Source organism: Lysinibacillus sp. NPDC093688 (assembly GCF_050280145.1).
In the GTDB taxonomy this organism is placed as follows: domain Bacteria; phylum Bacillota; class Bacilli; order Bacillales_A; family Planococcaceae; genus Lysinibacillus; species Lysinibacillus xylanilyticus_B.
The window spans coordinates 43282-57834 of sequence record NZ_JBNNUX010000019.1 but is presented as its reverse complement, the minus strand read 5'-3'; the positions used below and the strand labels follow the sequence as shown (position 1 = coordinate 57834).

14 protein-coding genes and 1 other annotated feature are annotated in these 14553 nt (G+C 37.3%); of the genes, 12 read left to right on the top strand and 2 right to left on the bottom strand.

All coding sequences use genetic code 11. The annotated features are described in order from the left end of the window. The coding region (locus ACQKN2_RS15520) for a hypothetical protein (protein WP_427415747.1) at window positions 1–252 on the bottom strand (252 nt) is incomplete at its 3' end. A 665-nt stretch (window positions 253–917) separates the two neighbouring features. On the opposite strand from ACQKN2_RS15520, the gene ACQKN2_RS15515 reads away from it, so the two are divergent. The 10 genes from ACQKN2_RS15515 to ileS all read left to right on the top strand — a co-directional run bounded on the left by ACQKN2_RS15515 (window position 918) and on the right by ileS (window position 10839). Next, the gene (locus tag ACQKN2_RS15515; protein ID WP_427415746.1) at window positions 918–1751 is read left to right on the top strand and encodes a sigma-E processing peptidase SpoIIGA; all 834 of its coding nucleotides are present in this window, start codon (window positions 918–920) and stop codon (window positions 1749–1751) included. 13 nt (window positions 1752–1764) lie between these two features. After that, window positions 1765–2472 (top strand): RNA polymerase sporulation sigma factor SigE, encoded by a 708-nt coding sequence (gene sigE / locus ACQKN2_RS15510; protein WP_049668349.1) that lies wholly within the window; start codon window positions 1765–1767, stop codon window positions 2470–2472. 114 nt (window positions 2473–2586) lie between these two features. Beyond that, window positions 2587–3360, top strand: a complete 774-nt coding sequence (gene sigG / locus ACQKN2_RS15505; protein WP_049668350.1) for an RNA polymerase sporulation sigma factor SigG — start codon at window positions 2587–2589, stop codon at window positions 3358–3360. Between the two features lie 449 nt (window positions 3361–3809). Further along, window positions 3810–4046 (top strand): PRC-barrel domain-containing protein, encoded by a 237-nt coding sequence (locus ACQKN2_RS15500; protein ID WP_427415745.1) that lies wholly within the window; start codon window positions 3810–3812, stop codon window positions 4044–4046. 154 nt (window positions 4047–4200) lie between these two features. Next, on the top strand, window positions 4201–4905 hold the full coding sequence (locus ACQKN2_RS15495) for a YggS family pyridoxal phosphate-dependent enzyme (RefSeq protein ID WP_427415744.1): 705 nt from the start codon (window positions 4201–4203) through the stop codon (window positions 4903–4905). After that, window positions 4889–5386 (top strand): cell division protein SepF, encoded by a 498-nt coding sequence (locus ACQKN2_RS15490; protein WP_427415743.1) that lies wholly within the window; start codon window positions 4889–4891, stop codon window positions 5384–5386. Before ACQKN2_RS15495 ends, ACQKN2_RS15490 begins: the two co-directional genes overlap by 17 nt. Before the next feature lie 20 nt (window positions 5387–5406). Then, the gene (locus tag ACQKN2_RS15485; RefSeq protein WP_427415742.1) at window positions 5407–5688 is read left to right on the top strand and encodes a YggT family protein; all 282 of its coding nucleotides are present in this window, start codon (window positions 5407–5409) and stop codon (window positions 5686–5688) included. A gap of 369 nt (window positions 5689–6057) precedes the next feature. After that, a complete protein-coding gene (locus tag ACQKN2_RS15480; RefSeq protein ID WP_427415741.1) occupies window positions 6058–6846 on the top strand; it encodes an RNA-binding protein in 789 nt (262 codons plus the stop codon). A 95-nt stretch (window positions 6847–6941) separates the two neighbouring features. Continuing rightward, window positions 6942–7466: a DivIVA domain-containing protein gene (locus tag ACQKN2_RS15475; protein ID WP_323645276.1), complete on the top strand. Its 525-nt coding sequence runs from the start codon at window positions 6942–6944 to the stop codon at window positions 7464–7466. A 100-nt stretch (window positions 7467–7566) separates the two neighbouring features. Continuing rightward, window positions 7567–7786, top strand: a binding site (T-box leader). Between the two features lie 284 nt (window positions 7787–8070). After that, the gene (ileS, locus tag ACQKN2_RS15470; RefSeq protein WP_427415740.1) at window positions 8071–10839 is read left to right on the top strand and encodes an isoleucine--tRNA ligase; all 2769 of its coding nucleotides are present in this window, start codon (window positions 8071–8073) and stop codon (window positions 10837–10839) included. Window positions 10840–10992: 153 nt separating this feature from the next. On the opposite strand, the gene ACQKN2_RS15465 is transcribed toward ileS, so the two are convergent. After that, complete coding sequence (locus ACQKN2_RS15465; protein WP_427415739.1) at window positions 10993–12171, bottom strand: AraC family transcriptional regulator; 1179 nt, start codon at window positions 12169–12171, stop codon at window positions 10993–10995. A gap of 237 nt (window positions 12172–12408) precedes the next feature. Here ACQKN2_RS15465 and ACQKN2_RS15460 point away from each other — a divergent pair, with 237 nt between their 5' ends. Further along, window positions 12409–12744: a hypothetical protein gene (locus ACQKN2_RS15460; RefSeq protein ID WP_323645273.1), complete on the top strand. Its 336-nt coding sequence runs from the start codon at window positions 12409–12411 to the stop codon at window positions 12742–12744. Window positions 12745–12769: 25 nt separating this feature from the next. After that, complete coding sequence (locus ACQKN2_RS15455; RefSeq protein ID WP_427415738.1) at window positions 12770–14338, top strand: cation acetate symporter; 1569 nt, start codon at window positions 12770–12772, stop codon at window positions 14336–14338. Window positions 14339–14553 lie beyond the last annotated feature (215 nt).

Genomic DNA, 14553 nt, shown 5'->3' with positions numbered 1-14553 from the left:
ACACTTCGCTTTCGCAGAGAAAACATTTGTTGCTGCCGCTTCGTTACACTTCGCTTTCGCAGAGAAAACATTTGTTGCTGCCGCTTCGTTACACTTCGCTTTCGCAGAGAAAACATTTGTTGCTGCCGCTTCGTTACACTTTGCTTTCGCAGAGAAAACATTTGTTGCTGCCGCTTCGTTACACTTCGCTTTCGCAGAGAAAACATTTGTTGCTGCCGCTTCGTTAACATTACGCTTTCGCACAGAAAACATTTGTTGCTGCCGCTTCGTTACCATTACGCTTTCGCAGAGAAAACATTTGTTGCTGCCGCTTCGTTAACATTACGCTTTCGCAGAGAAAACATTTGTTGCTGCCGCTTCGTTAACATTACGCTTTCGCACAGAAAACATTTGTCGTTGTCGCTCCGTTAAGACTTCACTTTCACACAAAAACATTTGTTGCTGAATTTTTTTATACATATCACTTTAAAGTAGAGAGTGCCACGCCAGAAGATACATTCTTTGTAAAGTGGTTGATTGGAGTGGAGATTGGGCGACTCCTCGGGGATTAGCGTCACAGATGAGACCCTGGAGCGAGCCAATAGAGGAACGAAGGCTAAAAGCATCACATCCTAGTGATAACGCCTTCGTGACCAACATCCTGTTGGCCCAAGCGGCTCATCGAACGCCCCAAGGAAAGCGCCCAGTCGGAACGGAAATCAACCCCTCGTTTTGCAGTAAAGCCATATACTTTATTTAATATGACAGCATAATTTCATTGATATTCCCTTGATTGTTTTCAGTGTCTTAAAATTTAATTATGTTCAAATGTGTAAGGAAAGGATGTATTTTGTCAAAACATTTTTATGAAATGATGCGATTGTTTGACAATATTTGTGGGTGTAACATGCTAACTTTGTAAGTAGGAGGCGGCTGTTATGTATGGAGAATGGCTGGTGCTCATTAATACACTTTTTAATCTAGCGATACTTACGTTTACAGCGAAAGTAACAAGAGTTTTTGTAAAGAACACGAGATTATTAATGAGTTCTATTTGTAGTAGTTTTGTTGCTGTAATAGGTGGTCAAATGCTGTTGATGACGATACTGAGCTTTATCTTACTAATCGGCATAGCTTTTCGCTTTAAGATTCGAAGCTTTCAAAAGCAAGGACCGATTGTTTTAACAGCAACAATCATAATCGGTGGATTATTAACAGCATTACAACCGTATTTAAAAAATCTTTCTGTTGTCCATTTTATTATTATTTGCCTACTATTAGCTGTTGGTAATCTTGTTGCTTTTTATAAGCAATGGGGATTTGTAAAGCTTGAGCGGTTAAGTGGTCAGTTTGTGTTTGATACGACGTTAAAAATTTTTGATATCACGATACCGCTTTCTGCATTTGTAGATACGGGGAATCAAGCAATTGAGCCACTATCAGGAAAACCTGTTCACTTTGTCTCTTATGCGGCATTACGCTCACATCTACCTGCAGCATTTTGCAAATCATTGATAGAATGGCAAGAAACTGATCCGTATAATGTATCCATGTTTTCAGAAGATTATCAGCGTTATATTCGATTTATTCATGTCAATACAGTGCAACAGCAATCGGTTGTACTAGGTTTCCGCTTTGAGGAGTGGCATATAAAAGGGGAGCACTCACAAGTGAAAACGAATGAATATATCGTTTTAACAAAAAAGGCTAAAAATTTTCCGCACAGCACAGCAGCAATTTTACATTTTTCAGCGCTTTCAAATAACTCATAGAGGGGGAGAACTATTGCTTCTTAGGCTACTTGCTAGCTTGAAAAAATTTTGGAGTAAGTTTCGGAGTCGTGAAACGTACTATATAGGGGGAAATGATTCATTGCCAGTGCCATTAAGTCGAGAAGAAGAAGTTACAGTCATTGCATCCTTTATGAATGGTGATTTACGAGCTAGAGATACACTAATTGAACGTAATTTACGTCTTGTTGTTTATATTGCTAGACGTTTTGATAATACGGGAACACCGATTGAGGATTTAATAAGCATTGGCTCGATCGGTTTAATTAAGGCGATTGAAACGTTCAATACTGATAAAAATATTAAGCTTGCCACATACGCATCACGTTGTATTGAAAATGAAATTTTAATGCATTTACGTAAAACAAGTCGCATGAAGGGTGAAGTTTCATTAGATGAACCATTAAACTCAGATGCTGATGGAAATGAATTGTTATTGTCTGATATTTTAGGAACGGAAGAGCATATTATTTTAGACAATGTAGAGAAGAAAATTGAGCGTCAACATATGTTTCATGCCATTAATTTACTAGGCGCGCGTGAAAGATATATTATGGAATGTCGTTTCGGTCTCAATGGAAAAATTGAAATGACTCAAAAAGAAGTTGCTGATCATTTAGGTATTTCGCAATCATATATTTCCCGATTAGAGAAGAAAATTATTCAAGATTTACGTGAAAATTTGAATCAGCCAATATCTTAAAGAGGGAAATTTAACCTACCTAAAATTGGTCGTATCTTTTGTGCATATTCTCGTTTCTCTCGGACAAACTGATGTAACGGTTTAGTCAGAGAATAACATCCGGAGGAATCGAATATGCGAACTAAAGTAGATCTTTGCGGCTTAGATACATCGACTTTGCCAATTTTAAAGCACGAGGAAATGAAGGAACTATTCATTCGTTTACAAGCTGGAGAAACTGAGATTAGGGAAGAGCTTGTCATGTGCAATTTAAGGTTAGTGCTCAGTATTGTCGGTAGATTTGCCTACAGGGGTGAACAGGCAGATGATTTATTTCAGGTAGGCTGTATTGGCCTCATGAAAGCCATTGATCATTTCGATTTGAAGCATAATGTACGATTTTCAACATATGCCGTGCCAATGATCATTGGTGAAATTCGTCGCCATCTGCGTGATCATCATGCATTGCGTGTTTCTCGTTCTCTAAGAGATATTGCCTATAAGGCGATGCAGGCAAAAGAGCAATGGATAACTGATAATTTACGAGAACCAACGATTGAAGAAATTGCTGAAATGATTGACATGAAAAAGGAAGATGTTTTATTTGCTTTAGATGCCATTCAAGACCCAGTTTCTTTACAGGAGCCCATTTATTCAGACGGCGGAGACGCTGTTTATATGATGGATCAATTACGTGATGATGATGTATCAGAAGATCAATGGGTTGCCTACGTGTCGGTAAAGGAAAGTTTACAAAAGTTAGATGATCGTCAACAAATGATTGTTGCAAAGCGTTTTTATTACGGTGAGACACAAACTGAAATTGCAAAAGAGTTGGGGATTTCTCAAGCGCAAATTTCACGTCTAGAAAAAAATGCAATTGAAACAATGCAAAAAGATTATAAGTAAAAAACAATGCGCACCCGAATCTCGGTGCGCATTTTAATTATGTCATATTGGGTGGATATCGATAAAAAGTAAAAGTTGGGCAATAAAACGTGAAAGTTGGGCGATAAAAAGTAAAAGTTGGGCGATAAAAAGTAAAAGTTGGGTGATAAAACGTGAAAGTTGATCGATAAAATATAAAAGTTGGGCGATAAATCCTAGAAGTGTTCCGATAAAACTAAAAGTTGGATGTCATTTACCCTGCTGCGAAGCGAAGCGGCTCTGCGCGAAAGCGAAGCGTCAGCGACAAAGCGAGTAGCCTGGAACGGAAATCAACTTCTCATTATGCCAAATAGAGATTCCTTAATCATTTCATTTTCATTTAAACAACAATAAACACATAAATATAAAGAGAAAACATAGTTTGTTGAGATAAAAACGATGTTGAGAGTAATTGATTTAGGAGGGATAAAATGCGTTTCTCGATGTTACAGCAAAAAGAAGTGATTGAAGCAGGCAACGGACGCTTTTTAGGATTTGTGGTAGATGCAGAGGTATCCAAAGAAACAGGCTATGTAACGGCTTTTATGATTGCAGAACCGCGTAAATATCTAGGCTTTTTTCGCGGGGAAGAATCTGTTAGAAAAGTGTATATGAAAGATGTACTTGTAGTTGGAAAGGATGTCATTTTAGTAAAAGCAATATCCTAAAAGGCAAAATTTCTAATTAGATAAAAAATCTAAGCAGCATTTTAAAGTATTGCCAGGGTAAAATGTACTTTCACATAGGTCAGGCTATTCATTGATAATTCAAGCATTGCTTGTTACAATATAAGAAACTATTGTTGTAAAGTTGGGAAAAACAGTGACTAAAATCTTAACAAATTTGAAGAAAATTAATGATCTTATACAAGCAGCAAAAAAACACGCAAATCGTGAAGCAGAGAAAGTTCAAATTATTGCAGTGACAAAAGAAGTTTCTGTAGAAAGAACACAAGAAGCAATTGATGCAGGCCTTATTCATTTAGGAGAGAACCGTCCTGAAGGCTTAAATCGTAAAACTGAAGCGATTCAAGCTGATGTACATTGGCATTTTATCGGTTCTTTACAAACACGTAAGGTAAGACAGGTCATTAACAGTATTGATTATTTACATTCATTAGATCGTTTGAGTTTAGCGCAAGAAATTGAAAAAAGAGCAGACAAACCTGTCAAATGCTTTGTACAAGTTAATGTATCAGGCGAAGAGTCAAAACATGGTTTATCGATTGAAGAAGTCCTGCCTTTTATTGAATCATTAAAGAGTTTTACGAAAGTTCAAGTCGTTGGTTTAATGACAATGGCACCGAATACAGATGAGGATACAATTATTCGCTCTGTTTTTAAGCAATTAAAACAATGTCAACAGCAAATAGCCGAGCAAGGATTCGCACACGCACCTTGTACCGAGTTATCAATGGGCATGTCTAATGACTTTGAAATTGCGGTAGAAGAAGGGGCTACATTTGTTCGAGTTGGAACGGCTCTTGTTGGAAATGAAAGAGGGGAACAGGATGAGAATGAAAAATAAAATTAAAAATTTCTTTTATCTTGAGGAAGAAATGGAAGAAGAAATCACTCAAGCTCCTATTCAACAGCAACAATCCGTACAACAACAGCAGCAGATCCAATCGGTAAAGCCAAAAAAAATGATGAAGGAGCGCAAGGCACCGGTTCAAGAAATTTTTCCACAGAGTACAGCACCTACAAACAATATTGTCAGTTTGCAGGCAGCAATGAATTCAAAAGGAGCAAAAGTGGTATTAGTTGAACCTAGAGTTTATGCCGAAGCGCAGGACATTGCAGAACATTTAAAAAATAGGCGTGCAACAATCGTCAATTTACAACGAATTGAACGAGAACAAGGTGTACGGATTATTGATTTTTTAAGTGGCACAGTTTATGCACTCGGCGGTGATATTCAAAGAATCGGTAAAGACATTTTCCTATGCACACCAGAAAATGTAGAAGTGTCTGGCGAAATTTCGAATTTTATTTTAGACGATAATTAATAGCGAGGATTGTAGTTTATATGACTTTTTATTTAATCTTGAAGTATGTGTCTATAGCATTTTATGTTTATTCACTAATGCTAGTCGCATATGTGTTAATGTCTTGGGTACCTGCTGTTCAAAATTCATCAGTTGGACGTATGTTAGCAAAAGTATGCGAACCTTATCTTGGAATTTTTAGAAAATTTATTCCACCAATCGGCATGATTGATATTTCACCTATCGTAGCAATATTTCTCCTTAATTATATTCAAAAAGGGCTTTTTATTGTTATTTTAAAAATTTACGAGATGTTGATTTAAAAAAAATCCTCACGAATGGTGAGGGTTTTTTATTTATGGGGAATACTTAATTAACAAAAATGATTATTTATTAGTGGTGATTCCCTAGAATTCAAAAGAATAAGTAGGGATCGGGGTTTTAACTATCCCCGTAGAAAGCGTCCCGTCAGCTTATAATGTGCAGTCAAGTACATATTTTTATGAAATATCAAAAGCCTGGAACGAAGCGTCAGCAATTGTTTTATCTGTGCGAAAGCGAAGTGGCAGCGACAAAGCGCCCAGCCGGAACGGAAATCAACCCCACGTGATGATTATAAGCCTATTTTTAATAATCCTTAAAATACCAATGAAATTGTACAAGTAAAAGAGTGATAATAGAGGTGAAGTTATATGGAGCATTTAATACAGCATTTTAGAAAAGATGAACAGCCTTTTATTGAACAGGTTGTGAGCTGGCAGCATGAAGTAGAGGATCGATATGCTCCGAAGCTTACGGATTTTCTAGATCCTCGTCAACGTTTTATTGTTACATCGATTATTGGACAGTATGATACATTGAAAACAGCTAATGCTGGGCTCTTTGATAATGCAGAAAGACAACGCATGCTGATTTATCCTACTTATTATGAGCCTGTGGAAGAAGATTTTCAGCTTACCGTATTTACGATTCATTACCCTGTGAAATTTGTCCAACTACGACATCCGGATGTTCTTGGAGCTTTATTATCTTTAGGACTGAATCGTGGCAAATTCGGTGATATTCGTGTAAATGAACATCTAGTACAATTTGTAGTAGCGAATGAGGTAGCGGAATATGTACGCTTACATTTAACAGGCATCGGCAAAGTAAAGGTACATGTAGAATCGATTAAAGAGACAGAGACACTGCTACAAAATGAGGAAGAGTGGTTAGAAGAGTCTCATACTGTTTCTTCTATGCGTCTAGATGTTATTATCTCAACGGTTTTAAAAACCTCTCGCCAGAAGGCACAAGCTTTAATTACAGGTAAAAAGGTACGTGTCAATTGGACTGAACGGGATGCTGTTGCCTTTGAATTACAAGAAGGAGATATTTTATCTGTACGTGGAAGCGGTCGAATAAAAATTATGATGACTGAAGGTCGTACAAAAAAAGATAAAATTCGTTTACAAATCGGTCGATTGACCCAAAAAAGCTGAAAATCAAGTAAATTTCATTAATTTTTACTGCTAAGTTGTTGGAACAATTGTATAATAGAAAGTATGAATGTACATGTAAAGGAGAGAAGGATCGTATGCCGTTATCACCTACTGATATACATAATAAGGAGTTTACTAAATCCTTCAGAGGCTATGCTGAAGATGAAGTAAATGAATTTTTAGATCAAATTATTAAAGACTATGAGATTTTGTTACGTGAAAAGAAGGAAGTAGACAGACAACTGGAAATTTCCTTAGAACAAGCGAGACATTTTAATACTTTAGAGGAAACGTTACAAAAGTCAATTGTTGTTGCGCAAGAGGCAGCTGATGAAGTACGAAGAAATTCTCAAAAAGAAGCTAAACTCATTGTAAAGGAAGCAGAAAAAAATGCTGATCGTATTATTAATGAGGCTTTAACGAAGGCTCGTAAAGTAACAATTGAAATTGATGAGCTGAAAAAGCAATCAAAAGTATTCCGTAATCGTTTTAAAATGCTTGTAGAGGCACAGCTTGATTTACTAAATGCAGATGACTGGGATCATTTGCTACAATATGATATTGACCTTACTGAAATTCAATCATCTGTTGAAGAAGCACAAGAAGCCGATCAAGTTTAATCTATATATTTGTAGACATTAGGAAGCAATAAGTGAAACTTGACGTGATTGTATGATTTTCATATACTATGGTAATAGTAATTATTTTGAACACATATGCAAACAGGCAGAGACGAAGACAGTATTTGTTAGGCGTAGTTAAGCGATTTGGGGATAGTGTGAGCCCAAACAAGCAACTAACAAAGAACATCACTTCGGAGCTGAATAACTGAAGGTAGTAAGTTATTTCGTGATGCACGACGTTAATGTGCTTTAAGTGGTAGTACAATTTTGTGCTACAATTAGGGTGGTACCGCGAGTATAAGCTTCTCGTCCCTTTTAGGGATTGAGAGGCTTTTTTATGTTCAAATGGCGGTTGGCTTCATTTCTATTAGTGTGAAATGGATAAATCCTGTGTTTGAATGTATACTTCCGTTGTTAAAACTTGTTGATTTTGCCGATGACTAGAACTTGGGAGGGCATTTCCAAAAGCATATCTATGTAGCGCCCAGCCGGAACGGAAATCAACCACACGTTATAATAATAAGCCTAATAACTGTCGTAAGTGTATGAGCGCCTAAATGCATTTGTTTTTTGTTTGTAAACATAAAGGAGGAATTGAAAAATGGTTGAATACAAAGATACTTTATTAATGCCAAAAACAGATTTCCCAATGCGTGGAAACTTACCGGCAAATGAACCAAAGATGCAAGAAAAATGGGACGGAATGGACATTAATAAATTGCAGATGGAGCGTACAGAAGGACGTCCTGAATATGTGTTACACGATGGACCTCCATATGCAAATGGTGATATCCATATCGGTCACGCTTTAAATAAAGTGTTAAAAGATATGATTACGCGTCATCGCTCTATGAATGGTTACCATGTAAACTATATTCCAGGTTGGGATACACATGGTTTACCAATTGAGCAAGCACTTACGAACAAAGGTGTAAAGCGCAAAGAAATGTCTGTTGCTGACTTCCGTAAATTATGTGCAGAGTATGCGTACGAGCAAATTGACAACCAACGTACACAATTCCGCCGTTTAGGTGTTCGTGGTGATTGGGAAAATCCATATATTACATTAAAGCCTGAATTTGAAGCACGTCAAATCGAAGTATTCGGCAAGATGGCTGAAAAAGGCTATATTTATAAAGGTTTAAAACCAGTTTACTGGTCTCCATCATCTGAATCTGCACTGGCAGAAGCAGAGATTGAATATAAAGATGTTAAATCGGCTTCTATTTATGTAAGCTTTGCGCTTAAAGATGCTAAAGGTGTTGTCCCAGCAGACGCTAAAATGATCATTTGGACAACAACACCTTGGACGATTCCAGCGAACTTAGGGATTTCTGTAAACCCTGAATTTATCTATGTAGTTGTTGCAGTTGCAGATAAAAAATTCATCATTGCAAAAGAATTATTAGAAACAGTTGCTAACGAACTTGAATGGGAAACGTATGAAGTTGTTCAAGAAGTTAAAGGTGAAGCATTAGACCGAGTTGTTGCACAGCATCCATTCTATGACCGTGAATCGCTTGTAATGATTGGAGAGCACGTTACTGCTGAAGCGGGTACTGGCTGTGTTCATACAGCACCAGGACACGGGGAAGATGACTATCATATTAGTAAGCAATATGGTCTACCAATTCTTAGCCCTGTTGATAATAGCGGCTGCTATACAGATGAAGCACCTGGTTTTGAAGGTGTATTCTATAATGATGCAAACAAATTGGTCACTGAAAAATTAAAAGAAGTAGGCGCTTTAGAAAAGCTTAACTTCTTTACACACTCATATCCACATGACTGGCGTACGAAAAAACCAGTTATTTATCGTGCAACACCACAATGGTTTGCGTCAGTTGATGCATTCCGTGATGAGTTACTAGATGCTGTAAAATCAACAACATTTACACCTGCTTGGGGTGAAACTCGTCTTTATAATATGATTCGTGACCGTGGAGACTGGGTAATTTCACGTCAGCGTGCATGGGGTGTGCCAATTCCAATTTTCTATGCTGAAAATGGAGAGCCAATTATTACACCAGAAACAATTGCTCATATCTCAGCTTTATTCCGTGAACATGGGTCAAATATTTGGTTCCAAAAAACAGCGAAAGAATTATTACCTGAAGGCTTCACACACTCTGGTAGCCCGAACGGTGAATTTACAAAAGAAAATGATATTATGGACGTTTGGTTTGACTCAGGTTCTTCTCACCAAGGTGTGCTAGTAGAACGTGGTATGAAGTATCCAGCTGATCTATATTTAGAGGGTTCTGACCAACACCGTGGATGGTTTAACTCATCATTAATTACTTCTGTAGCTATTAATGGCTATGCACCATATAAGGGACTATTAACACATGGTTTCGTTCTAGATGGTGAAGGTCGTAAAATGAGTAAGTCTTTAGGGAATGTCATTATCCCGAAAAAGGTAATGGACCAATACGGAGCAGATATTCTTCGTTTATGGGTTGCTTCTGTAGATTATACAGCTGACGTTCGTATCTCAATGGATATGTTGAAGCAAGTATCTGAGGTTTATCGAAAAATCCGTAACACTTTCCGTTTCTTACACGGAAATGTAGCTGATTTTGATGCGACGAAAGATCGTGTAGCATATGAAGACCTTCGTGAAATGGATCAGTACGTTTATATGCGCCTACAGGATGTTTTAAAAACTGTACGTGCTGCATATGATCGCTATGATTTCGCAGCTGTGTATCATGCGGTGAATAACTTTGTTGCCGTAGAATTATCTTCATTCTATTTAGATATTGCAAAAGATGTTGTATACATCGAAGGCCATGACAACAAAGACCGCCGTGCAATGCAAACGGTTATTTATGACACATTAATGACATTAGTAAAAGTAATGTCACCTATTATCCCTCATACAAGTGACGAGATGTGGTCTTACTTACATGCTCAAGGTGTTGTAGAAGAGGTATCTGTACAATTGACAGACTTCCCAGAGGTAAATGAACATGAAAACTTCGAAAGTCTACGTGAAAAATGGGTAAAAATTATTGATGTTCGTGATGATATTTTAAAAGCATTAGAGGAAGCTCGTAATGCAAAAACAATCGGTAAATCACTTGAAGCGAAAGTGACAGTTTATGCGAAAGAAGATGTGGCAGCATTATTAAATGATGCAAGCATTAATTTTGCACAGCTTTCAATCGTTTCTGCCTTTGAAGTAGCTTCAATAGAAGCTGCACCTGCAGATGCATTAGCTCTAGAACATGCATCGATCGTTGTAGAAAAAGCAACAGGTGAAAAATGTGAGCGTTGCTGGTCTATTTCTGAAACAGTCGGTTCAAATGAAGCACATTCAACAGTGTGTGCGCGTTGTGCAGAAGTTGTAGAAAAGTATTACGCTTAATATAAACAAACAGGTATAAAATAAGAATCTGCATTCTATGTAATTAATAACGCAAGTCTCCTTGATGATGGGGGGCTTGCGTTGTTTACTTTTCATCAGAGGTCTAGCAGATTCTTTTTTGTATGGAGTGATTTCTTCAGAAATTTGAATGTACTATTTAAATAATATTTCTTGCGTATTGCGGTAGTCAGTTGGAGATATACCGACATATTTCTTAAACGTAAGGCTGAAATAATTAGGTGTGTTGAAGCCACAGATGAAGGAGATCTTTTCAATGGTGTAATCGTATTTTCGCAAATAAGGTAGTGACTTGATGATACGTGTAAAGGCTACATAATCAACAAAATTGCGACCAATTTCTTTTTTAAACAATCTGCTAAAATGAGTAGCACTAAAATTGCTATATTTGGCAACGTCACTGATCGCAAGTTGTTCATCATAGTGCTCCTCGATATATTGGATAGCTTTTTGTAGCTGTTCTTGCTTTGTTAAATCCTCATAAAATCGTATGTGAACACTATGGACAGGAGGCTTCCTCCGAGCCTTTCGAGCTTGGCTATAGGATTCCTTGACTTGCATAGCGTCCTGAAAAACGCCACCAATCCCCATAAAAAGATGGATGCAATAATCTTTTTTTAACGTTTCAATAACCTCAAGTAAACAAGTTACCCCCTCAGACCAATGCTTAAATGATGTGTATTCATTAGGAATGCGCATCAGCAACAGTAAATAACGTTCAAAATGTAAAAAAGATAGAGGTACTTTACTAGCAAAGTTTTGGTGAAACACATTTGTTATCACACTGCTTGCATCATGAGGGAAAGGTCGACCTTCATTCACATCAATATAGCCCTGGATTAAAAACACGATATTTGGGATACAATGCTTCGATAAAAAAGAGGAAGACTGTATTATTTCCTGCTCACTTTCAACCTCTCCACGTATAAGTCGTTTTAAAAAAGCTTCTCGGAATGGCGAAGTATGGTCTTGCGAAATTTGCTGTGATAACTCAAGCATTGTAAGAGTACTTGCTTGTTTTGCTTTATAGGACGTATAAAGCTTTTTAACAATTCGTAGAAATTTCGCTTTCTGTAACGGCTTTATGAGTAGTGCAGTCAAATTTAGTTCTATGGCTATACCAGTTGAGTAGGTAAGGTGTTCTGCAACAATAGGGACAATTATACTATTAGGATAATTTCTTTTTAACCGGTTTATCTTTACCCAGTCAAATAATCGGTTAATTTCATAGACAATGATGGCGGAAATCTCTGTTTGAGGTTCTTCACAGGTAATAAAGGTATTAGGTAAGAATTCTTCTAGCCAGTAGTCCATCTGTTGTTGTTCAGTTGAATTTTCAATGTACCAAACAATATTTAAAATGCTAACATCTCCCTTCTATGATAAATGGAAAATAATAAAAATAGTTTAACTTAAAATAGCATTTTTTTGTACTAATACAGCAATATTTTGTAACTATTTTATAGATTAAATAGAATAAAATAATTGTAGTGAATAATAATTTGAAATTTCAGACAATTATTTACTGATACAGGAAGGGGGAGTTGAAATATGGCAGAAGTAGGGAGTCATGATTATGAATACGTGGAAGCTGGAACTATCGATGTAAAGGATCTTCCACCACTAGATGCAACTACTAACAAAATTATGAAAGATGAGTTTACTACAGGTTTTAGCTTAACGGTATTTTATTTCATTTTAATTTTTAGCATTCCGGTTATGAACTGGTTCGCTCCAGAGCTTGCTTTCAAGAAAATTTTAGGTGGTATGACAGTGACATGGTTTGTGACAACCGTAGTGATGATGCTAATGGCCTTTGTTATTGCCTATGTGCATACAGCATTGTACGAGAAGCGCCTTAAGAAATACGAAATACTTAATAAGTAGTTTTAGCTAAGGGGGGATATGTAGAATGATGAAAGCTTTATTAGAACCGAAGATGTTATTGACTATTGCTCTAATGGGGACAATTGTATACATTACGTATTTAACGAAAAGAAATGCAACGGCATCCGATTTCTTTGTTGGGGGACGAAGTTTTGGATGGTTTACAAATGGTTCGGCAATTGGGGGAGACTATTTAAGTGCAGCTACATTTCTTGGGATAGCCGGTTTGACTTTCCAATTAGGGTATGACGGTGCTTACTATGCATTTTGCTTCTCCATTGGATTGACGTTGCTAGCTATTTTTGTGGCAGGTCCGTTAAGACGTTTTGGAGCATTTACCGTTGCCGATTTTTTAGGTTATCGTTTTCATAGTAGACGAGCTCGGCTAGTAGCGGTAGCTGTGGTTTTAGCGATTTCTGGTTTTTATGCAGCGCCACAATTATTAGGGGCAGCACAGATTTTAAGTATGTTTTTCGGGACTTCATATGAATTTGGCATTATCTTTACGTGTATTGTAATGATTTTCTATGTGGGAATAGGCGGTATGAAGGGAACAACAATCAATCAAGCTTTAGAGCTTTGGATTCGCCTTGGAGCGTTTGTTGTTATGTTGATTGCGGCAATGTATAGTGGTTTGCATTACGATAAGATTTTAGCTGCTATTAATTCATTCAGCGGTCCTATTACAGGAACATCACCATATGCCTTAGATGGAAATAATGTTAATTTTGATGGTGCTGCTTGGACAGGAACTGGTTTTTATTTCCCAACATTTTGGCAAACTATTAGTATGACAATCGGTTTAGCGCTAGGTACAATTGGTCTGCCACATATTTTACTAAGATTTTATACGAATCCAAGTGCGAAGGCGGCTCGAAAATCAGCATTAATGGCGATTGGGATTGCCAGTGCGTTTTTCTTATTAGCTGTTTACTTAGGTGTTGTAGGCCGTTCTATTTTTATCTCGGGTACAGCAAGTGAGGAAGTTATGCGTGATCTAGTACTTGGTGGGAACAATATGGTTATTCCTACAACAGCACTTGCACTAGGAGGGAAATGGCTGCTTGGACTAGTCATAGCAGGTGCTTTTGCAGCCATATTCTCAAATTTATCGGGCTTATTTATTACAAGCTCAGGTGCATTAGCCCATGATTTATATGCAAGTGTTATGAAAAAGGATATTACAGATAAACAACGAGTGATTGCAGGGAAAGTAGCCATTGTTATATTAGGTATTTTATATGGAGCATTGGGCTTATTAGTTAAGGATGCATCCATTGGCCATTTAGTGGCACTTGCCTTTACTGTAGCGGCGAGTACATTTACACCAATATTTATTTTAGGTATTTGGTGGAGAGGAATGACAGAAAAAGGAGCAATTGCAGGTTTACTCATTGGTCTTGGTGTATCGATGTGGATGATTTTTCTACCAGGAACATTACCAAGCTTCTTACAATTTAAAATCCCTGGCATCGTCACAGTACCTGTAGGCTTCTTATCCGTTGTTATTGTGTCATTATTAGATCGAAAAGTACCAGCTGATGTCAATGATTTCATGAAGCGTGTGCATTCAAAAGAGTCTGAAACAGCCTAAAACGGTATAATATTGAATAAAAATTGAAAAGCTATTGCCATTACTTATGAAGTGATGGCAATAGCTTTTTTTTTTCAGAAATAACAGCGGCGGATAGAAGAGGATTAGAGCGACGGATAGAGCTGGTAAAGCGACGGATAGAAAGGCTGAAGTGACGGATAGAAGTCAAAGCGGATAGAACCGGCGAAGTCGTGGATAACCTAGCCAAAATCGTG